Origin of the sequence: Sphingorhabdus sp., from assembly GCF_035329025.1 — a bacterium.
In the GTDB taxonomy this organism is placed as follows: domain Bacteria; phylum Pseudomonadota; class Alphaproteobacteria; order Sphingomonadales; family Sphingomonadaceae; genus Sphingorhabdus_B.
In genome coordinates this window covers 1-20,860 of sequence record NZ_DAOLHN010000027.1, presented here as the reverse complement: position 1 = coordinate 20,860, position 20,860 = coordinate 1, and the positions used below count along the sequence as shown (strand labels likewise).

Annotated in this window: 24 protein-coding genes; 5 read left to right on the top strand and 19 right to left on the bottom strand. The window is 59.4% G+C overall.

Going from position 1 to position 20,860, the window contains the following annotated elements; translation table 11 throughout:
• Positions 1–82: 82 nt before the first annotated feature.
• From PKC81_RS09110 to PKC81_RS09080, 7 genes are all read right to left on the bottom strand, one after another.
• Positions 83–367 (bottom strand): GIY-YIG nuclease family protein, encoded by a 285-nt coding sequence (locus tag PKC81_RS09110; RefSeq protein WP_324335297.1) that lies wholly within the window; start codon positions 365–367, stop codon positions 83–85.
• 221 nt (positions 368–588) lie between these two features.
• The gene (gene rplT / locus PKC81_RS09105) at positions 589–954 is read right to left on the bottom strand and encodes a 50S ribosomal protein L20 (protein ID WP_324335295.1); all 366 of its coding nucleotides are present in this window, start codon (positions 952–954) and stop codon (positions 589–591) included.
• Positions 955–967: 13 nt separating this feature from the next.
• A complete protein-coding gene (gene rpmI / locus PKC81_RS09100; protein ID WP_115550181.1) occupies positions 968–1,171 on the bottom strand; it encodes a 50S ribosomal protein L35 in 204 nt (67 codons plus the stop codon).
• A gap of 223 nt (positions 1,172–1,394) precedes the next feature.
• Positions 1,395–2,297: a helix-turn-helix domain-containing protein gene (locus PKC81_RS09095; protein WP_324335292.1), complete on the bottom strand. Its 903-nt coding sequence runs from the start codon at positions 2,295–2,297 to the stop codon at positions 1,395–1,397.
• 60 nt (positions 2,298–2,357) lie between these two features.
• Positions 2,358–3,236 carry a helix-turn-helix domain-containing protein gene (locus tag PKC81_RS09090; RefSeq protein WP_324335290.1) on the bottom strand — a complete coding sequence of 293 codons (879 nt, stop codon included), beginning with the start codon at positions 3,234–3,236 and terminating at the stop codon, positions 2,358–2,360.
• The gene (locus tag PKC81_RS09085; RefSeq protein ID WP_324335288.1) at positions 3,224–4,006 is read right to left on the bottom strand and encodes an inositol monophosphatase family protein; all 783 of its coding nucleotides are present in this window, start codon (positions 4,004–4,006) and stop codon (positions 3,224–3,226) included. The genes PKC81_RS09090 and PKC81_RS09085 overlap by 13 nt, the downstream gene beginning before the upstream one ends.
• A gap of 75 nt (positions 4,007–4,081) precedes the next feature.
• Positions 4,082–5,017, bottom strand: a complete 936-nt coding sequence (locus PKC81_RS09080) for a ribose-phosphate pyrophosphokinase (RefSeq protein WP_324335286.1) — start codon at positions 5,015–5,017, stop codon at positions 4,082–4,084.
• A 203-nt stretch (positions 5,018–5,220) separates the two neighbouring features.
• Between PKC81_RS09080 and PKC81_RS09075 the strand changes: the two genes are divergently transcribed.
• On the top strand, positions 5,221–6,876 hold the full coding sequence (locus PKC81_RS09075) for an NAD+ synthase (RefSeq protein WP_324335285.1): 1,656 nt from the start codon (positions 5,221–5,223) through the stop codon (positions 6,874–6,876).
• A gap of 99 nt (positions 6,877–6,975) precedes the next feature.
• Here PKC81_RS09075 and sppA read toward each other — a convergent pair whose 3' ends face one another.
• Together sppA and PKC81_RS09065 are read right to left on the bottom strand one after the other, a co-directional pair.
• Entirely contained in the window at positions 6,976–8,859 is a 1,884-nt protein-coding gene (gene sppA, locus PKC81_RS09070) for a signal peptide peptidase SppA (RefSeq protein ID WP_324335282.1), read from the bottom strand.
• 384 nt (positions 8,860–9,243) lie between these two features.
• On the bottom strand, positions 9,244–9,774 hold the full coding sequence (locus tag PKC81_RS09065; protein ID WP_324335280.1) for a hypothetical protein: 531 nt from the start codon (positions 9,772–9,774) through the stop codon (positions 9,244–9,246).
• A gap of 50 nt (positions 9,775–9,824) precedes the next feature.
• On the opposite strand from PKC81_RS09065, the gene PKC81_RS09060 reads away from it, so the two are divergent.
• Positions 9,825–10,571, top strand: a complete 747-nt coding sequence (locus PKC81_RS09060) for a TlyA family RNA methyltransferase (RefSeq protein ID WP_324335278.1) — start codon at positions 9,825–9,827, stop codon at positions 10,569–10,571.
• 3 nt (positions 10,572–10,574) lie between these two features.
• On the opposite strand, the gene hemN is transcribed toward PKC81_RS09060, so the two are convergent.
• The gene (gene hemN / locus PKC81_RS09055) at positions 10,575–11,894 is read right to left on the bottom strand and encodes an oxygen-independent coproporphyrinogen III oxidase (protein WP_324335276.1); all 1,320 of its coding nucleotides are present in this window, start codon (positions 11,892–11,894) and stop codon (positions 10,575–10,577) included.
• Positions 11,895–12,029: 135 nt separating this feature from the next.
• On the opposite strand from hemN, the gene PKC81_RS09050 reads away from it, so the two are divergent.
• From PKC81_RS09050 to PKC81_RS09040, 3 genes are read left to right on the top strand one after another with little or no spacing between them, the layout of a single operon-like run.
• Entirely contained in the window at positions 12,030–12,845 is an 816-nt protein-coding gene (locus tag PKC81_RS09050; RefSeq protein ID WP_324335274.1) for a universal stress protein, read from the top strand.
• Positions 12,846–12,867: 22 nt separating this feature from the next.
• Entirely contained in the window at positions 12,868–13,056 is a 189-nt protein-coding gene (locus PKC81_RS09045; protein ID WP_324335272.1) for a DUF2892 domain-containing protein, read from the top strand.
• Positions 13,057–13,081: 25 nt separating this feature from the next.
• Positions 13,082–13,750 (top strand): OmpW family outer membrane protein, encoded by a 669-nt coding sequence (locus tag PKC81_RS09040; RefSeq protein ID WP_324335270.1) that lies wholly within the window; start codon positions 13,082–13,084, stop codon positions 13,748–13,750.
• A gap of 215 nt (positions 13,751–13,965) precedes the next feature.
• Here PKC81_RS09040 and PKC81_RS09035 read toward each other — a convergent pair whose 3' ends face one another.
• From PKC81_RS09035 to PKC81_RS08995, 9 genes are all read right to left on the bottom strand, one after another.
• Complete coding sequence (locus PKC81_RS09035) at positions 13,966–14,211, bottom strand: hypothetical protein (protein WP_324335268.1); 246 nt, start codon at positions 14,209–14,211, stop codon at positions 13,966–13,968.
• On the bottom strand, positions 14,204–14,359 hold the full coding sequence (gene ccoS / locus PKC81_RS09030) for a cbb3-type cytochrome oxidase assembly protein CcoS (protein ID WP_324335266.1): 156 nt from the start codon (positions 14,357–14,359) through the stop codon (positions 14,204–14,206). The genes PKC81_RS09035 and ccoS overlap by 8 nt, the downstream gene beginning before the upstream one ends.
• Positions 14,356–16,485 (bottom strand): heavy metal translocating P-type ATPase, encoded by a 2,130-nt coding sequence (locus tag PKC81_RS09025; protein WP_324335264.1) that lies wholly within the window; start codon positions 16,483–16,485, stop codon positions 14,356–14,358. The genes ccoS and PKC81_RS09025 overlap by 4 nt, the downstream gene beginning before the upstream one ends.
• Entirely contained in the window at positions 16,482–16,940 is a 459-nt protein-coding gene (locus PKC81_RS09020; protein ID WP_324335262.1) for a FixH family protein, read from the bottom strand. The genes PKC81_RS09025 and PKC81_RS09020 overlap by 4 nt, the downstream gene beginning before the upstream one ends.
• A gap of 5 nt (positions 16,941–16,945) precedes the next feature.
• Positions 16,946–18,403: a cytochrome c oxidase accessory protein CcoG gene (gene ccoG, locus PKC81_RS09015; protein ID WP_324335260.1), complete on the bottom strand. Its 1,458-nt coding sequence runs from the start codon at positions 18,401–18,403 to the stop codon at positions 16,946–16,948.
• Entirely contained in the window at positions 18,390–19,340 is a 951-nt protein-coding gene (gene ccoP, locus PKC81_RS09010; protein WP_324335258.1) for a cytochrome-c oxidase, cbb3-type subunit III, read from the bottom strand. Before ccoP ends, ccoG begins: the two co-directional genes overlap by 14 nt.
• Entirely contained in the window at positions 19,333–19,491 is a 159-nt protein-coding gene (locus tag PKC81_RS09005) for a cbb3-type cytochrome c oxidase subunit 3 (RefSeq protein ID WP_115549887.1), read from the bottom strand. Before PKC81_RS09005 ends, ccoP begins: the two co-directional genes overlap by 8 nt.
• Positions 19,488–20,237 carry a cytochrome-c oxidase, cbb3-type subunit II gene (ccoO, locus tag PKC81_RS09000; protein WP_115549886.1) on the bottom strand — a complete coding sequence of 250 codons (750 nt, stop codon included), beginning with the start codon at positions 20,235–20,237 and terminating at the stop codon, positions 19,488–19,490. Before ccoO ends, PKC81_RS09005 begins: the two co-directional genes overlap by 4 nt.
• A 12-nt stretch (positions 20,238–20,249) precedes the next feature.
• A partial coding sequence (locus tag PKC81_RS08995) for a cbb3-type cytochrome c oxidase subunit I (protein WP_324335253.1) occupies positions 20,250–20,860 on the bottom strand: 611 nt, incomplete at its 5' end.

The window sequence follows — 20,860 nt, the reverse complement described above, 5'->3', positions numbered from 1 at the left end:
ATCCATCACCCGCCGATTAATTTTACCCCTCTGGTGATGGCCCCCGCCTGCGCAGGGGTGACGGTAGAGGGCAATATTAGTTCTAAACCGACCACAAAGGTGGAAATCCAAAATCAACCGCCAAATCCTTCCAATCCGGATTTTCAGCCTCGATCAAATTTATCCGCCATTGTCTGTTCCAATTCTTGATCCGCTTTTCCCTCAAAATGGCCGTTTCCATCATTTCATGCTGTTCATACCAGACCAGCAGTTTCGCCTGCACCCGTTTGCTATGGCCTTCAAAAATCTCGTCTCGATGTTGCCTCACCCGATCCATCAGATTTGAAGTGACTCCCGTGTAGAGCGCTCCCTGCTTTCGGTTTGCCATGATGTAAACCGTCGGCTGGAAGGCTGTCCAATCTCTGGCCAATGCTCGTCACCCCCGCGAAGGCGGGGGTCCATCACCCGCCGTGTAAATTTCACCTTCCGGTGATGGATTCCCGCCTTCGCGGGAATGACGAAGAAAAAGAAACCAGAAAACTCATAAGCAAATGGGCGCGAACGGCAAGTGCCGCCCACGCCCATTTGCGCATTATTCGAAATGGTAGCTTATGCTGCTTTCGGCAGCGCTGCCTTCGCCTGCGCAACTATGGCGCTAAACACAGCCGACTCGTTCATCGCAAGATCGGCAAGCGTCTTGCGGTCGAGTTCGACGCCAGCCAGCTTCAGGCCGTGCATGAACACGCCATAGGTCAAGCCTTCGGCGCGGACAGCGGCGTTGATGCGCTGGATCCACAAAGCGCGGAAATTGCGCTTGTTTACCTTGCGGTCGCGATACGCATATTGGCCGGCCTTTTCGACAGCCTGACGTGCGATGCGGATGGTATTCTTGCGGCGGCCATAATAGCCTTTTGCCTGCTCCAAGATGTTCTTGTGCTTGGCGCGGGTGGTTACACCCCGTTTGACGCGTGCCATATCTCAGCGCTCCTTATTTCAAGCCGTACGGCGCCCATTGGCGAATGTGACCCGCATCCGAATCGCTGAGCACGTCGGTGCCGCGGTTCTGACGAATATATTTGCCGCTGTGGCTGATCAGGCGGTGGCGCTTGCCGGCTACGCCGTGCTTTACCTTGCCTGTGGCGGTGAGCTTGAAGCGCTTTTTGACGCCGCTCTTGGTCTTCAACTTGGGCATTTTGGTCTCCTTTGTTTGCATGGAGGCGGTACCGGCCCACTCCCCCACCCGGCCACCCATGACGATACCCTGTTTGGGTGGCCGGGTGGGGGAGTGGGCTGGTGCCGCACCTCTCCAAGAGAGTCCGTATCGAGCAAACATGGCAGCCCTTTTAGCCAGCCTGCTCATTCGGAAGGCGCGCGCCTAGCGGGATTCGCGCGGAAATGCAAGCGCGAAGGCCGATTCAATGCCCGTTGCCCGCGCCAGGCTTTTGCAACGCTTGCAGCGGATCACCCAGCGCGGCCATCCGCGCTCGCGATGCCGCGCCGATAATCGGATGCGGATGCTGCCGGTATTCACGCGGGCTCATCTTGAAGAACTGGCGGAAATCGCGGTTGAAATGCGCCTGGTCATAATAGAGCATGTCCAGCGCCTCGGACCAGTTGCTGTCTGGATCGCGCATAATCACCGCCAAGGTCCGCACAAAGCGCTGCCGCCGCAGCAGCAATTTGGGCGAAAAGCCGAATATGCGCAGAGAGAAGCGCTGCAACTGGGCGATGGAGAGCTGCAACCGCTCCGCCAACTGGCCGACCGAGGCGATTTCGGGATCCATCAGCGCTGCATGTGCCGCGCGCACCCGCTGTTCAGTGGCAGCATCAATCAGCGGCCGGTTATCCAGAGCGTCGAGCAATATGGCATCGAAACGAGCCGCCATTTCGTCAAGATTTTGCGCCGATACCGCTGCCTGCATCATGTCGGCAAAAGCAACTGGCGTCTTGACCAGCGAGGCATCTTCCAGCCGATCTGCCCAAAGATCAGCGGGCTCGTCGATAAACATGCTCCACCCGACTGGCAGGAAGCCAATGCTCGCAATCCGCGCATGTTGCGCGGCAAAAGGCCCCGCAAGGCTGGTCGGCCCGACAAAATGCGCCGGCGGAATGTCGCGCAGCTTTTGCCCGACAAATCCGCCCAGCGTGTCGCCGCTATAGCGAAAGCGTACGCTCGCCCATTCAGGGTTCATCCAGTCGCGCACGGGCTCGCCATCGGGACTGTCAATCGCAGTGAAATAATAGACCGACAGATAAGGCTGCAAGCGCGGATGCGGGGCGATAAATCGCGTATGGCTGGAGCCGACTGCCCCGGTCATTCTACCATCCCCTGCATGTAAACTGTCATTGCTGCAGGATTTCCCTGCGTCAAGCAGGGACTAACCCGTAGGGCCCTGCAATACTTGCAGTGGCTGGCCTAACGCCTCGGCCCGCGCCCTTAGCGCCGCCTTGCTGATCGGGCGGGGCATATCGAGAAAGGCCCTTGGCGACATGCCCATGAAGTCGCGGAAATCGCGACTGAAATGTGCCTGATCGTGATAACTCGCGTCGAGCACCTTGACCCATTTCAGCGCTGGATCGAAAATCCGCGGCGCCAACGAACGCAAAAATCGCTGACGACGAAGCAGTCTTTTGGGTGGGAAGCCGAAAATCCGGCGGCACAGCCGCTCGACATATTGGCTGTTCAGCCCCAGCCTTTCCGCAAGTTGCCCGACATCGGTAATCTCGGGATCGGCCAAAGCGGCGTGCACCCGTTCTATCTCATCTTCCCGATCATCCTCAGGTCCGAGTGCGGCCAGCAAATGGCGGTCAAACACATCCGCGATCTCGCGATGATCGCGCAATCCTGCGATGTCCCGCCATATCGCGCCGAAAATCCCGAACGCTGGTTCGGTTTCAACATCGAAAACGGCGTCTGCGTAAAGGTGCGCACTTTCACCGACAAACCGGTTCCAGCCCAATGGCAAGATGCCAATGCCTGCCATACGGGCAAAGGAGCAACGCACATGACAGGCCCGCCCGGTTGGTCCGGTCATCGACGCGCGCGGCACCGGCACCACCGGATCGGGCACCATGCTGGCTGGGATCATCCCTTCCAGCATGAAGCGTGCGCTGGCCCATTCAGGGTATAGCAGATCGTCCAGCTCAATGCCCCCAGGCGTCGCGATCTCGACGAAATAATAGCTGCTGAAATAGCGTCTGAGCTCAGGCGCTGGCAGGATGAATCGATAATCGCCGACAGAGCTTAGTGGTTGCACGCCAGTGCCTCGACAACATCTTCCATCCGCGCCGGATCGCCCAGCGCGATGACATGGCCTTCGGAGCCCGCGTGCAACATCTCGCCATTCCAGTCGCACATCATTCCGCCCGCGCCTTCAACGACCGGCACCAGCGCGGCAAAGTCGTGCAGCTTGAGGCCGGATTCGACCACAATGTCGATATGACCCGATGCGAGCAGCGCGTAATTGTAGCAGTCGCCGCCAAACAGCATTCGTTTGTGCGCGGTCTGCGCGGCGAGTGCCATGAAATGGTCGCCATCATGCTGGCTGAAATATTGCGGGCCGCTTGTGGCCAGCGAGGCTGCCGCCAATTCACGGCAGGCGCGGGTCGAAACCGGCTTGCCGTTCAAAGTCGTGCCTTGCCCGGTGACGCCGATCCAGCGTTCGCGGTTGACGCACTGGTCGATCAAGCCAAGCACCGGCCAGCCATCCTCCAGCAAGGCGATGAGCGTACCGAAAATCGGTCGGCCGGCCATGAAACTGATGGTACCGTCGATCGGATCGATCACCCATGTTCGGCCAGAAGTCCCCGGCTTCTCGCCATATTCTTCGCCGATGATGGCATCTGTCGGACATTCCACATCGAGGATCGTGCGGATCGCTGCCTCGGCGGCGCGGTCGGCTTCGGTGACTGGTGTGGAGTCTGCCTTGGCTTCATGATCAAAGCTGGCGCGGAAAAACGGGCGTATCACGCCCCCGGCCACATCGGCGAGTCGCCCCGCCAATTCAATCTCCCTTGCCCCAATCATGTAAATTTCCCTGCCCTGCTTTTCAGCAAAGCGCAACATGGCTTTGCATATCAGGGCGTTGGAGCGGCAGCAGCCTTAATCAAACAGGCTCGATACGCTGCTTTCATCGGCAATGCGCTTGATGGCTTCGCCCAGCAGCGGCGCGATTGGCAGCTGGCGGATTTTGGCACTGTCGCGCGCGGCGTCGGAGGCGATGATCGAATCGGTGATCACCAGCTTGCGCAAGCTTGATGCGTTGACGCGGTTCACAGCCTCGCCCGACAGCACGCCGTGGGTGATATAGGCGACAACGTCAGAGGCCCCTGCCGCCTTGAGCGCATCGGCGGCATTGCACAGCGTGCCCGCGCTGTCGGCGATGTCGTCTATCAGGATGCAGAAACGGTCCTTCACGTCACCAATAATGTTCATCACTTCGGAAACGCCCGCCTTCTCGCGGCGTTTATCGACGATTGCGAGGGGGGCATCGTTGATGCGCTTGGAGAGCCCCCGCGCGCGAACTACACCGCCGACGTCGGGGGAGACAACGGTGATCGGCTTATCGCCATGGCGTTCGAGAATGTCGGCGCTCATCACCGGTCCGGCAAACAGATTATCGGTCGGGATATCGAAGAAGCCCTGAATCTGGCCAGCGTGCAGATCGACGGTCAGCACGCGGTCAGCGCCAGCTTCGGTGATCAGATTGGCAACCAGCTTGGCCGAAATCGGTGTGCGCGGACCGGGTTTCCGATCCTGTCGGGCATAGCCGAAATAGGGCAGAACCGCTGTGATGCGCTTGGCCGAGGCACGGCGCAGTGCGTCGATCATGATCAGCAATTCCATCAGATTGTCGTTCGCCGGATGGCTGGTCGACTGGATGACGAACATATCTTCGCCACGGACATTTTCGTGAATCTCGACGAAAATCTCGTTGTCGGCAAAGCGGCGGACGCTGGCATCGGTCAGCGGCAGGCCGAGATATTCGGCAATGCCCTTGGCGAGCGGAAGGTTGGAATTGCCGGTAATCAGTTTCATTTCTACACCCCGTCCCCAAGTTCGCCATTCCCGCGAATGGCGGGAATCCATCACCTGCCGTTGAAACTTCAGCCTTCGGTGATGGACCCCCGCCTTCGCGGGGGTGACGAGGATATGAATTGATTCGTTTGTTCCCCTAACGAAGCGAGCCCACCTAGACAATCGCCTTGCCCGCCTCGATTGTGGACAATAGGAAAGAAATTATGACGCAGCAGCTTACGATCGCCATGGCCCAGCTCAACCAGCGCGTGGGCGACCTGAAAGGCAATGCCGATGCCATGCTCGAATGGCGGGCAAAGGCGGGGGCAGTCGACCTGGTGCTGTTTCCGGAGCAGCAGCTGATTGGTTATCCCGCCGAAGACCTTGTGCTGAAACCCGCATTCCAAAAGGCGGCTGCGCAGGAGCTGGAACGGCTTGCGGCAGCGACTACCGATGGTGGTCCGGCGATGCTGGTCGGATCGATACTGAAGGAGGCGGATGGTCTCTACAATATTGTTGCGTTGCTCGATGGCGGCAAGGTCGCGGCTGTACGCAAGAAGCACGAGCTGCCTAACTATGGCACTTTCGATGAGAAACGCATTTTCGCGCAGGGGCCTCTGCCGGAACCGGTAGAGTTCCGCGGGGCCAAGTTGGGCCTGCCAATCTGTGAGGATGGCTGGCTGCCCACGGTTTGCTCGCACCTAAAGGCGCAAGGGGCTGAACTGCTGATTTCAGTCAATGGCAGCCCCTATGAAATCGACAAGGATGACCGGCGGCTTGAACAGGTGTTTGCTGCTCGCGTCGCCGAAACCGGTCTGCCGCTGATATTCCTCAACCGTATCGGCGGGCAGGATGAGCTGGTGTTCGACGGCTGCTCTTTCGTTTTGAATGCCGACGGGCAAGCCGCGCATCATCTGCCCGATTGGGAAGAGCATCTGCGCATCACGCGATGGACGCGAAGTGCTGAAGGCTGGGTCTGCGACGGCGGCGAACTGGCCGAATGGGAAGACCATCCCGCGGATATCTATTCGGCCATGGTGCTGGCGCTGCGCGACTATGTGGATCGCAACCGCTTTCCCGGCGTAGTGCTGGGGCTATCGGGCGGAATTGACAGCGCGATCTGCGCGGCGATTGCCGCCGACGCTTTGGGCCCGGACCGCGTCTGGTGTGTGATGCTCCCCAGCCGCTTTACCGGCCAGCTAAGCCTCGACCTTGCTGGGGAATGTGCGCAGATGATCGGCTGCCGCCTCGATACCATCCCGATCAATCCGGCGGTCATGGCGTTTGACGAAATGCTCGCGGGCAGCTTTGCCGACAAGGATGTCGACATCACCGAGGAGAATGTCCAGTCGCGCATCCGCGGGGTGACGCTGATGGCGCTGTCGAACAAATTTGGTCACATGCTACTGACCACTGGCAACAAAAGCGAGATGAGCGTGGGCTATGCCACCATCTATGGCGATATGGCGGGCGGTTATAACCCGCTCAAAGATGCCTACAAAATGACGGTGTTTGCCATCTCGCGCTGGCGCAACAAGCACAAGCCGCGCATCGGCCTTGGTCCCGACGGGCCGGTGATGCCCGAAGCGATCATCACGCGCCCGCCCAGTGCGGAGTTGCGGCCCGACCAAAAGGACAGTGACAGCCTGCCCGATTATCCGGTGTTGGATGATATCCTATTGGGCCTCGTCGAACAGGAGCTGTCTGTCGACGAGGTAACGGCCCGTGGCCACCCTCGCGCAGTGGTTGAACGGATTGAGCGGTTGCTCTACATTGCCGAATATAAAAGACGGCAGGCTCCGCCGGGTGTGAAGCTGGGCAGCCGCAATTTCGGCCGCGACCGGCGCTATCCGATTACCAATGCATTCCGGAGCGGGTGAAACACTATCGTCGCCCCAGCGCAGGCTGGGGCCGCCAAAGGTTTATGCTGCTCGGCCTGAGTGAACCGCCTGCGGCCCCGGTCTACGCCGGGGCGACGTTTAGCGAATATGTTGGATAAGCATCGCCAACCAGCCCTTGTCTAGCCCGACCTCCGGCTGTGTGGGCAACCCTGCAACTGCCCCACATTCCAGACAACGCACTTGCGCGCCTTGGACGCCCGACAGCAAGCGCAGGTCGGCGGCAATCCGGTCAAACATCAGTTGCTGCTCAAACGCTGCGCGTCCGAAAAGGTCGGTCGGCATTTGCGCCTGCGCCGGTTCGGGCATAAACCCGCCAAGTAAGGTGCTGGCAAAATCGGGCATGGGCTCAATGTAGAGCGGGTGCCAGTTGCCTTTTTCAAGATTTGCCAACCGCGCCGCTTCTGCCAAAGCATCGTCCAAGCCACCCAGCCGGTCAACCAATCCCAATTGTCGTGCAGTACCGCCCGCCCAAACGCGGCCCTGCCCAATGGCGTCGACTTGCTCGACCGTCTTTTTGCGCGACGCCGCCACACGTGTCAGGAAATCACGATAGCCTTTTTCGACCGTCGCCTGCGCCAGCCGGTCAAATTCTGGACTGATGCCACCGAGCACATCGGGCTCCCCCGACAGCGGGGTGGTACGCACGCCATCGGTGGTCACACCCCATTTGGCGAGCGCTTCCTTGCCCGAAGGCAGCACACCAAAAATACCGATCGAGCCGGTGATCGTCGATGGTTCGGCAAAGATTGCGTCGGCCGGCATCGAAATCCAGTAACCGCCGCTCGCGGCCAGATTGGCCATCGAGACGACGACCGGGATTTTGCGCTTTTTAGCCTCCGCCAAGGCCAGCCGGATTTTCTCCGACGCGGTCACCGAACCGCCTGGGGAATCGACCCGTACGACCAGCGCCTTCAACTCGTCATTCTTGAGCGCGTCATAGATGAGTTCAGAAACACTATCCCCCGCGGCCACACCCGGGCCGCCCTCACCGTCGATGATTTCGCCCGCGATGGTGATGACACCAATAGGAGAGCCATCGCGCGACGGGCTGTGTGCGGCCAGCAAGGCAGCCGGGCGCGTTTCGGCAAAGCTACCGATCTTTTCCTCGCGCCCTTCGCCCACTTTGGCGGCGACATATTTGCCGAACGCGATGCGATCACCCAGCTTGTCGACCAACCCGTTTGCCAGCGATACCTGCGCCAAATCACCTTTTGCTGCCTCCACGGCCGCCGGTGCATCAGCAAGTAGGGCATCGAGTTTCGCCTTGGGTCGCGCTTTGGCAACATCGCTGCGCCATTGCGCCCACACTTCGTCGTAGAGCGCTTTCATTGCGACTTCGGCTTCGGGCGATTGGTCGGCGCGCATATACGGCTCGACCGCGCTCTTGAAGGTGCCGACGCGGTAGATATGCGCCTTGATGCCCAACTGGTCGAACAGGCCTTTATAATAAGTCCGCGAGCCGCCCGGCCCGGTCGGCAGCACACCACCCAATGGATCGACCCAGATTTCACTGGCATGCGCCGCCAGCTGATAGCCATCGTCGCTATAGGCAGTGGCAAAGGCATAGACCGGCTTTCCGGCTTTGCGCACCGCCTCGATGCGCTCACCGATTGCCGCAAGGCTCGCCTGACCGCCTCCCATGAAGCGATCGAGATCGAGCACCACGGCTTTTATGCGGTCGTCTGTGATGGCAAGTTCAAGTGATCGCGAAATATCGCGCTGGCGGAACTCACGCACCGGGGCCCGCTGCGACAACAAGGCTGCCACCGGATCCAACGCTGCAGGCTGTTCCGAAACATAACCGTCCAGTTCGAGAAGCAGCGCCCCTTTATGCACGGCACCGGGGTTCGGCCCGGCGCTCAACAGCGCGTAGAGCAAACCAAAGAACACCAGCAGGAATAGCAGTGCCAGGCCATCCTTGATTGCTACCAGAAACCGCCACACGCTTTTAAGGAATGCCATGATCGAACCTCAACTTTCACATTCCAATCTAGGGTTGAAAGTCGCACTTTCCAACCACCCATGCGAAAAGGGCCGCTCCGTGTTGGAGCGACCCTTTCCTAGCATGGTCAGCAGCCGGACATGCCGCTGCCGGGAGTGGTATTCATGCTGAAATCAGCAGCCGATCCCCCGAACGGAAATGTCCGACCTCGTAACTGAACCATGAGACATCGGATCACCTCCTTTCGATTGTTGAAAACTGTTTGCGTCTTGCATCTGCTTGCCCTCCGCGACTCAAATTTGAATCAAGCGAATCTATGAAACAAGTCTTGTTTTTCGATTTTTTTCTGGCAAATATCTTGCCTCTTGCGCGGGGCCATAGAGGCCCCTTTTTTATGCCCGAATTCAGCGGCAATCCTCGATAACGCGCCCGATCTCTGCCCAGTTCGGGATTGCCATCGGGCGCAAGTCTTGAATTTCAATGGCAAAGCGTCCGCGACTATAGGCGATCGCATCAAGGATAGCATCGCGCGGCATGAGTTCGGCTGCGACATAAGGCGGCTCTTTGGAAGCCTGCACCGCCGCCAAGGATTTCATCGTGGAGCTGGTACGAACCAGCATCGCGCCTGCTTGCGCCGTGCCGGACACCGAAAGGAAGACGCGCGCACGCGCTTTATCGCAGCGCAAGGTAATGGTCGCATTGGCGCCTGCAGGTCCAAACAGGGCCAGCGATCCACGCGCGTCGGTGCGATAGACCCATGTGCCGGGCTCGATCGGCCAGTCAATCCAGTCACCCGACGGACGCACGGGCTGCGGTGCCACAACAACGGGCGGTGGCGCGGGTTGTGGTTTGGGCTGTGGAACCGGCTCGGGCTTCGATGGCACGCAAGCCGCAAGCGCAAACAAGGGCAGCAGGATCAAATGGTTCAACCGCATGGACAGCCTTATGGCCAATCAGCGCGCATTCGGCTAGGCCCCAAATTGCGATGGCCAAACAGAAAATCCGGATAGACCAACTGCTCGTCGAGCGCGGCCTTGCCGAAAGCCGGACCCGCGCGCAGGCGCTGGTCATGGCAGGGCATGTGATGCTGGGCGACAAAAAGGTTGATAAACCAGGTGCACAGGTCGCTGACGATGTCGAAATTAGCGTAAAAGGGCAGGACCATCCGTGGGTCTCACGCGGGGGCATAAAGCTGGCGCACGCACTTGACCAGTTTGGTATCGACGTCACCGGCACTGTCGCAATCGACGTCGGTTCTTCGACCGGCGGCTTCACCGATGTGTTGCTAAGCAAGGGGGCCACTAAGGTCTATGCCGTAGACAGCGGCACCAACCAGCTTGCCTGGAGGTTGCGACAGGATGCGCGTGTGATCGTCCACGAACAGACCAGCGCGCGAATCTTGACTGCCGAACATATTTCGGAACCGGTCGACATCATCGTCTGCGATGCAAGCTTCATCGGCCTATCGAAGGTGCTCGAACGGCCAATGTCATTCGCCAGACCCGGCGCGCAAATGGTTGCGCTGATAAAACCGCAATTTGAAGCGGGGCGGGGTGAAGTCGGGAAAGGGGGGGTCGTGCGCGATACAGCCATTCACGCCCGAGTTTGCGACGAAGTGTCAGCCTGGCTTGAGGACAGCGAATGGGCGGTCAAGGGGCTAACCGAAAGCCCGATCACTGGCCCCAAAGGGAATGTCGAATTCCTGATATGGGCGATCAAATCGACTGATTGACGTTCAGGCCGCCAGCGACCCGGTGCCAAGTTCGGGTAGCGAACTATCAAACAATGCCGCCACGACGCGGGCATAGGGACGCCCTGCTTCGGTCAGTTTGATAAAGCTGCCATCGCGAACCACCAGCCTGCGTTCTTCTAGCTGGTGTAGCGACGCCATCGAGGCGGGTTCTGCCAACAGGCAAGAGGCATCAGCATGGCCCGAGCACAATAAATGTTCGATGCGCGCTGCACGAATCTGATCGTCGGCATCGCGCAACAGGCCGCGGCTTCCGGCCAGCCGATGCGCTCCAACGATCTCCCGATAGGCACCCGGATTCTTTTCATTCTGGATGATGCGATCCGGAAACTGGCTGATGGCGCTGGCGCCAAAGCCAATCAGCACATCGGACTGGTCGTCGGTAAAGCCCTGGAAATTGCGCCGCACCTTGCCTTCGGCTGCCGCTATTGCAAGCGAGTCATCGGGCAGCGCGAAATGATCAAAACCGATGGGCACATAGCCTTCGGACACCAGCCGTTCAAAACCAATCGCCGCCTGTTCGAACCGCGCCTCAATGCCGGGCAAGGCCGCTGCATCGATGCGTTTTTGGCGCGGAAAAATATGTGGCAAATGCGCATAGCCGAACAGCGCAATGCGTGACGGCCGCAACCGCGCGACATGGTCCAGCGTACCAAGCAGGCTTTCATTGGTCTGATGCGGCAAGCCATACATGAGGTCGAAATTGATCGAATGGATTCCCCGCGCACGCAACGATGCCATGCAGGTTTCGATCATCTCCACCGGCTGGATGCGGCCAATCGCGGCCTGTATTTCAGGCTCAAAACTTTGCACCCCGAAACTGACTCGATTTACCTGCGCAATCGCCAGTGTCATCGCCCATTCGAGGGAGAAGGCGCGCGGATCGATTTCGATCGAAATGTCTGGGTTGTTGCCACCGAACGTCGTGACCAGGCGGTCGACCAGCCGGACAAAGGCGACCGGCTCGATTGCATTGGGGCTGCCGCCACCAAAGGCAATTCGCTGCAACTTGCCGCGACCGCCCAGCATCTTCGCTACCATCGCCATTTCTGCCTCAAGCGCTTCAAGATAGGCATGCAGCCGCTGCGTCCGCCCCGCCGCACCGGTGTTGCAGCCGCAATACCAGCAGATCGACTGACAATAGGGAATATGCGCATAAAGCGAGATTGGCGTTCCCGAAACAACGCTGTTCAACGCCTCTGCCTGGGCGCCCGCATTGACCTTATCCGTGAATTGGGTGGCCGGCGGGTAGCTCGTATATCGCGGTACAGGCCGCGCCAACAGATCTGGGAAGTAAGGCCACATAATCGCCTATACCTACGCAAAAGCGCCAATTCAGGCTTTGATCTCAGTCAATAACTTCCTTGTCATCGGTCAAGGACAAGGCCTGCAACGACTCGTACTATCTGGGCTCCAATCGGAATTGCAGGGGAAGTTGCAATGCTGAAATCAGTAATTGTTCATGTCCATGACGACAGCGGCCTTGATGGCCGGGTGTCGGCTGCGCTCGACATTTGCCGTGCGCATGACGCCCATCTCACATGCATGCATGTGACGCCTTATGGTGCCTATGCGACCTTTGATCCGGCAGGTGGCATGTTCACCAGCGGCGTGTTGATCGAAGAATTGCGCAAGACGCAGGACGCCTTGCAGAAGCGTATCGAGGACCGCCTGTCCAAGGAAGATGTCCGTTGGGACTGGCAGGCCTTTGACGGCGATGTTGCCCAGACACTGGTTTCCGCATCATCGCTTGCCGATCTGGTCGTGCTTGGACAGGCTGGTCCGTCCAAGGGCGACATTGCCCATCCATTGCCCATCGTTGACGCAGTCGTCGTTCATGCCGGATGCCCGGTTCTGGTCGTCCCAACAGGGTGTGACAAAGTTGATCCCGCTGCACCCGTGGTCGTTGGCTGGAATGCATCGGAACAGGCCGCACGCGCAATCCGCCATGCTTTGCCAACGCTGCAAGCGGCCTCTGCGGTGCATCTGGTTTCCATCGGCAATGGCGGCGAAGACTTTCCTCAGCTGGGCGCTTCGGAATATCTGTCGCGCCATGGCATCAAGACCGAGCTGCACCAGTTGAAGCCCGGTGTGCGCGATACCGATGATGTGCTACACCAGTTCGCACTTGATCATGGCGCAGGCTGCATTCTGATCGGTGCCTATGGCCATTCACGGCTGCGTGAAACGCTGCTCGGCGGCGTCACCCGCTATCTGACGATGCAGTCGCGCATTCCGCTGATGCTGTCGCGCTAAACCATCTGGAAAGGATCAAGTCATGAACGCCAATGTCGGAAATGCTGATCGTATTCTGCGGATTGTCGCAGGCATTATATTGATTTCGCTCGTCTTTGTCGGGCCGAAAACCGTCTGGGGATGGGTGGGGCTCGTCCCGCTCTTCACCGGGCTCTTCCGCTGGTGTCCGGCCTACACATTGTTCGGGCTGAACACCTGCAAGAAACCATAACCCAACGCTCACAGGGAGTTACATAATGAGCACCAAGATAAAAACGATTTCCGCACTCGCTCTCCTGATGGCTGGAATGGCGGCAACCCCCGCCATGGCCGAAGCAGGCGATACCTTCATCCGTGTTCGCGGCATCATGGTTGCCCCGAACGAGGATTCGACCGGCATCACCCCGGCATTCCCGGCTGAAACCGTTTCGGTCGACAACGCCATCGCACCCGAAGTCGACATCACCCACATGCTGAGCAACAATGTCGGCATCGAACTGATCGCTGCTACTACCAAGCACAGCGTCTCGGGAACTTCTGGCACCACCGGAACTATCGGCAAGCTGGCTTCGACCTGGGTGCTCCCGCCGACCGTTACGCTGCAATATCATTTCGCACCCGCAGCCAAGGTTCGCCCTTATGTCGGTGCCGGCGTCAACTGGACGCTGTTCTACAAGGAAAAGGCATCGAACGGCCTTGAAGCTGCGGTCGGCCAGACCAACGTCAATCTGAGCAGCAGCTTTGGCTGGGCCGCGCAGGCCGGGATCGACATCGACCTCAACGAGAAGATGTTTCTCAATTTCGACGTCAAATATATCAAGATGGACACCAATGCCCGCCTGAACACGACGGCTGCCGGGGTGCAGCGCGTAGGCGTGGATATTGATCCGCTCGTCTTTGGCGTGGGCGTGGGCTTCAAGCTCTAAACACGCATTTACCAGCTCCTCCCTCTAGAGGCGGGTTCACAAGAGCCCGCCTCTTTTTTGTTGGAACCTCGTGCCCAGTGGAATAATTCGTCATTCCCGCGAAGGCGGGCAACGAAGTGACGGCACGTCAATCCATCTCCGGCCGCAGAAATTTATCCCACGGGTGATGGACTCCCGCCTTCGCGGGGGTGACGGGCAAACAAATGGGAAGACGCTCAGCAGCAGTCGTCTTGGCTATCGTCCTGATTTTTTTTGCGCCGGTCATTGGCGGCGTGGCAGCCCTTGTTGCAGCAGCCATGATCGCTTGGTTGGGTGGGGTCTGCAGGTATATCTATGCGATCCATCCCGCCCATGCAGTTCGACACCATGATCGAACGCGCCTGCACCGCTGCAGGGATAGGCATGGACAGTGCCAGTGACGCGAGCAGGGCAACCCAGGGATTGACGCGGCGCTCAATCATCGCCCGGCCCTTCGTCGTCGATTAATATGCGCAACGCTGCCCCATCAAGATCGTCAAATTGCCCGCTGCGCAGCGACCAGAAAAAGGCCCCCAATCCCAGCAGGCCAAGGCCCAATGCTATCGGTATCAGAACGAGGATGCCGGTCATTTGGCAGCGCCTTTCAACCGCAACGCATTGGCGACCACGATAATCGACGAACCTGACATGGCCAGCGCGGCGATAAGCGGCGTGACCAGTCCCATGATCGCCAAGGGCACTGCGACCACATTATAGCCAATCGCCAGCACAAAATTCTGGCGGACAATTCGCTGGGTGGCACGGGCTGCGCGGATCGCGATGGTGACGGGCAAAAGGCTGTCGCCCATGAACACGGCATCCGCCGCATTCTGCCCCGCATCGCTGGCCGAAGCCGGGGCGAGCGATGCGTGCCCGGCTGCCAAAGCAGGGCCATCATTCAGGCCATCGCCGATCATCAACACCTTGTGACCGGCAGAAGAAAGTCGCGATATCGTATCGAGCTTGTCCTGCGGGTGCATGCCGGTCTGCGCGGTCAGGCCCAATTCCCGCGCAACGGGCTGGACAGCCTCGGCGCGGTCACCGGAAACGATGCTGCTTTCGATGCCCAGCGCCTGCAATTGGCGCAGTGCCGATTGCACGTCAGGGCGCATGCCATCTTCAAAGGCCAAAACAATCGCCGGTGCATCGCCCTGCCGGAATTGCACGGCCAGCGACGCACCGGCGCTCCTCGCATCGGGGCGCTCAAGACGGACCCTCTCCGATCCGTAAAGCGCCTCGACCCCTTGACCGGCAATTTCCCGGATATCTGTGATGTCAGCCGCAGCCACGCCTTCGGCTTCCAGCGCACGACGCAAGGCTTGCGAGAGCGGATGGCGGCTGTTGCGCGCCAAGGCCAGCGCTACAGGTTTGGCCGATGCGGGAAACGCCTCGCGGTTCACCAATTCTGGGCGGCCCAAAGTCAAGGTTCCTGTCTTGTCGAACAGCGCACGATCCACTTCCGCCAGCCGCTCGAGCGCAGAGCCATCTTTGACCAAAATGCCTTTTTTCATCAACGCGCCGGCGGTGACGATTTGCGCGGCAGGAACGGCCAGCCCCAAAGCACAGGGGCAGGTGATAATCAGTACCGCAACTGCGATCAGCAACGACTGATGCCATCCGGCCCCCGCCAGCATCCAGCCAGCGAAGCTGAGCAAAGCGAGCGTATGCACGGCGGGTGCATAATAGCGCGCGGCACGGTCTGCTATGCGGACGTAGCGCGACTTGGATTGCCCGGCATCCTCCATCAGCCGCGCAATGTCGGCGAGCGCGGTGGCTGCACCTGTGGCCGTTATCCGGACTTCTACGGGTGCATCGACGTTGAGCGTTCCGGCATGAACCATGTCACCCACGGCCACCAAGACCGGAACCGATTCCCCGGTAAGCAACGACAGGTCGAATTGCGACCGTCCTTTTATGACGATCCCGTCTGCCGCCAACCGCTCTCCTGCGGCAACCAGCATAACCATTCCGGTCTTGAGCGCATCGGCGTTGACCCAGCCCGATGTGCCATCCTCCGACAGCACCAAGGCACCTGCGGCCTTGTGCTTGAGCAGCGCCGAGACGCCATCCCGCGCGCGATCACGCATCACGCTGTCGAGCCAGCGTCCGGTCAGCAGGAAGAAGAGCAGCATCACGACGCCGTCGAAATAGGCATGAGGGCCGCTGACAAAGGTTTCGTGCAGCGACAGCGCCGTCGTCAGGGTGACACCGATTGCTATCGGCACATCCATATTGGTGCGCCGGTTCTTGAGCGCGTTCCAGGCAGAGCGGAAGAATGGCCGCCCCGAATAGGCGACGGTGGGCAGGGCTATCAGCGCCGACAGCCAGTGGAACAGGTCTTTCGTGCCCCCCGTAGCCCCTGACCAGACCGAGACCGAAAGCAACATGATGTTCATCATGGCAAAACCGGCGACGGCCATCGCCTTCAACAATTCCCGGCTGCTGTGATCTGAAATGCCTGCCAGTTCGTCGCCTAACGGCTGCGATTCGAAGCCCAGCGCTGCAATTGCACGCTGGATTTCAGGAACGGTAGTTTCGGGCAGATGGCTGATTGCCACCCGCTTTGCCGTGAAATTGACGCGGGCAGCAGCAATCCCCGGCACTTGCGTCAACCCGGTTTCGATCTTGGAAATACACCCCGCACAGCGCATCCCCGGCACCGCAAACAGCGTTTCCGGCAGTGCGCTTATCGAAACCTGGGGTGCAGGTGCGTTCATTTTACGTCGGCGATTGTACGATAATGGTCAGCGTCACGGCGCATTTCGAAGTGGAGCGTCCAGCGGCCCGTGGGCAGCGCCTCGGCGGAAAGCCAATTTCCATCACCCTGCGGTTCAAAGCGCAGCGCCTGTTCGGGCGCGCGGCCCAGCGGATGGATGGCGCGCGCCGATATGACAAAGCCCTGCCCGGCTGCGCCATTGTCAGCGACTTTCAGGGCAACCTTGCCGCCTGCGACACGCGATGCGGCAATCGACCAGCCCAATTTGCTCTGGCGGTCGGCCTCGGCCAGCCATTCATTGTAGTTCTGGCTGGCCACATAGCTGTTGTCGACCACGGTACCCCCAAAGGTACCGATGGCGACCTTCGCCATGTAGATGTTGACCGCGATCACGATTCCGAAAAAGCCGCTCAGGATGGCTGTCATATGATAGCCGGTAAAAGGCTTGCGCGTCATATCTGTCATTGTCCTGTCTCCGGCCTTTCAAAGCGCACGCTATCGCTGTCGCCGCGTTCATTACCCGTCAGCGCGACGGCTTGGATTTCGAAATCGGTACGTGCCGAGCCTTCGGTCGGGGCGACGACAAACAGGCGGACTTTCTGCACCGTATCGGGCGCGACCGAGACCTTCACCCTATCGGTTGCAGTTTCGCGCGACCCTGTACTGGTCCATGCGACGGCGCCCGGCAGCCCCTTGACCACCAGTTCAACCTCGCGCTGGCGGGTTTCCATGTTGCGCACTTTGACGGTGTAATTGTTACGGATCGAGCCGTCCGACAGCTGCACATAAAGCGGGTTACGGTCATGCTGGACTGTAAGGTCCAGTCGCGTCCGCTGCCCCAGCGTGAACAGCATGGCGAGCCCGATCAGGCACCAGATGCCAAAATAGACCAACGTGCGCGGCCGGAAGAGCGTCTTGAGCGTCGGATGCGCCGTACCGCCCGCCTTTTCAGTCGCGACATCATCAAGCGTCAGATAATCGATCAGACCGCGCGGGCGGCCAATCTGTTCCATCACACTGTCGCAAGCATCGATGCACAGTGCGCAGGTGATGCAGCCGATCTGCGGCCCTTCGCGGATGTCGATACCGGTCGGGCATACGGCAACACATTGATTGCAGTCGATGCAGTCGCCAAAGGCACCGGGCTGGGCCTCTGCCTTTTTGACCGAGCCGCGCGGTTCGCCGCGCCATTCGCGATAGGTAACGATCAGCGACTTTTCGTCCATCATCGCGGTCTGGATACGCGGCCAGGGGCACATATAGACGCACACCTGCTCGCGCATGAAACCACCGAAGATGAAGGTCGTCGCGGTCAGCACGCCCACCGTTGCATAGGCAACCGGCGGCGCCTGACCGGTCCAGAAATCGACCGTCAGTGTTGGCGCGTCGGCAAAATACATGATCCACGCACCGCCGGTCCAGAAGGCGATGAAGAGGTAGATTGACCATTTGGCCAAGCGTTTAAGGATTTTTTCCGGCCCCCAAGACGCCTTTTCGAGGCGGATCTGCGCGTTGCGATCGCCATCCACCAAGCGGTCAACATGCTGGAACAGGTCGGTCCATACGGTCTGCGGGCAGGCATAGCCGCACCACGCACGACCAACAGCGCTGGTCACCAAAAACAGGCCGATGCCCGCCATCACCAGCAAGCCAGCCACATAATAAAATTCGTGCGGCCAGATTTCGATGTTGAACATGTAGAAACGGCGATTGGCGAGATCGACCAATACGGCCTGGTCGGGGGCGTGCGGCCCCCGATCCCATCTTATCCACGGCGTGACATAATAGATGGCAAGGGTTATCGCCATGATCGCCCATTTGAATCGCCGGAAGAAGCCGTTGACCGCCTTGGGGTAGACGCCCTTGCGCTTTTCGTAGAGCGGGTTGTCCGCCCCCATCAGGTCATCAAGGTTGGCCATTGGCCGCCTTCGCCTCCATAATGGCCGGTGCAGCAGCAGTAGCAGGAGCCGCGGCAGCCGGAGTGGCTTCACCACCGCCCAGTGAATAAACATAAGCAGCGAGCATCTTGATGGTAGCTGCATCGAGTTTGTCATTCCAGCGCGGCATCACGCCCTGACGGCTATATTTGACCGTCTCGGTCAGCGTCGCCTTGTCGCCGCCGTAGAGCCAGATACCATCGGTCAGATTTGGCGCACCAAATTCGCGCAATCCCTTGCCATCGGCACCGTGACATGACGCACAATTTGTGGCGAACAGTTCGGCACCCTTGGCATTGGGCTTAGCCTTGCCAGACAGCGACTGGACATGGCCGACCACCGAAGCGATTTCGGCAGGCGTCAGCACACCGTCAAAAGCAGGCATCGCCGAAACCCGAGTTTCGGGATGATCCGGGTTCCGGATACCGTGCGTCAACGTATAATGGATTGCGGCAATATCCCCGCCCCACAGCCAGTCATCGTCGTTCAGGTTCGGGTAGCCCTTGGAGCCGATCGCGCCCGATCCGTGACACTGCACGCAATGCACCTTGAACGCGGCGGCACCGCCTGCGACTGCGCCTTGATAAAGCTTCTGGTCGGCAACGAGTTGCTCAACGGGGATGGCGGCCAACGCATTCACCAATGGCGCACGCTTCACATCGGCTGCCTGCATTTCCGCAGCCAACTGCCCCCGGCTCGTCCAGCCCAGCATCCCCTTGGTCGCGCTATCCACCAGAGGCCATGCCGGGTACATGATGACATAAGCCAACGCCCAGATGATCGTAAGGTAAAAGGTCCACAACCACCAGCGCGGCAGCGGTGTATTCAGTTCCTCGATACCGTCCCATTCATGGCCGACAAAGGCCGTGCCCGTGGGCTGGTCGATACGTTGGGTGTCGTCACCAGGTTTTTTAGCCATTGTCGTCGTCCCTGAAAATCATGTTCGCCGCAGCGTCATGGTCGCGGCTTGCCCCCTTGCGAAATGTCCAACCGACGAGCCCCAGAAAGAGGAGGACGGTGAATACCAGCCCCCAGCTGTCGGCAAATGCGCGTGCGGATTCATAGTTCATTTCGCTGCCTCCGCATTCGGCACCTGCTGTGCAGCCGCTTTCTTGTGGTCAACCAGCGTGCCCAGCATCTGCAGATAGGCAACCAACGCGTCCATTTCGGTGACGCGTGACGGATCCCCGTCATAGTCGCGGATCTGGACCTTGGCGTAACGCTTCTTCAGACCTTCGCTGTCGGCATTGGGATCGGCCTGTGCGACCAGATCGGCATTCGCCTCGGCAATCGCTTCCTTGCTGTAAGGGACGCCGACCCGGCTCAACGCGGTCAGATGCTTGGTCATATCACCGGCATTGAGATCGCGTTCGGCAAGGAAGGCATAAGGTGGCATGATCGATTCAGGCACAACCGCGCGCGGGTCTTTCAAATGCGCGCGGTGCCATTCATCCGAATAACGCCCGCCAACCCGCGCCAAATCCGGCCCGGTACGCTTCGATCCCCATTGGAACGGGTGGTCGTACATGCTTTCCGCTGCCAGGCTGTAGGGGCCATAACGCTCCACCTCATCGCGGAACGGGCGGACCATCTGGCTGTGGCAGACATAGCAGCCTTCGCGCATATAGATGTTGCGCCCGGCTTGCTCCAGAGGAGTGTAAGGCCGCATCCCGTCCACTTTCTCGATGGTCGAGTCGATCCAGAAGAGCGGCGTGATCTGCACCAGACCGCCGATCGCGACGGTCACAAGGGCAAAGAGGCCAAGCAAGGCAACGTTGCGTTCCAGCTTGCCATGTTCAATAATTCTGAAAGCCATTTTCGTTGCTCCTTATTCGGCCGGTACGGCAACCGCCGGGCGGTCCGCTTCAGGATTATGGGGGGTTTCGGTCATCGGCAGCTCTTCACGGAGCGGAGAGCCGGCAATCGTCTTCCAGATGTTTACCGTCATCACCAGGGCACCAGCCAGATAGAGCAGGCCGCCAAAGGCGCGGATCAGATACATCGGGAACATCGCATCGACCGTTTCGACGAAGGAGTAGACGAGATAACCGTCCGCCCCATATTCGCGCCACATCAGGCCCTGCATAATGCCCGAAACCCACATGGCCGAGGCGTAGAAAACAATCCCTGCGCTCGCCAGCCAGAAGTGCCAGTTGACCATGCGCAACGAATAGAGACGCTGGCGGTTCCACAGGCGCGGTGCGAGATAGTAGAGGCAGCCAAAGGTTACCATGCCGTTCCAGCCTAAAGCGCCGCTATGAACGTGGCCGATGGTCCAGTCGGTATAGTGCGACAGGCTGTTCACCGCCTTGATCGACAGCATCGGCCCTTCAAAGGTCGACATGCCGTAGAAAGCGAGGCTCATCACGAACATGCGGGTAATCGGATCGGTGCGGATCTTGTCCCATGCGCCGTTGAGCGTCATCAGACCGTTGATCA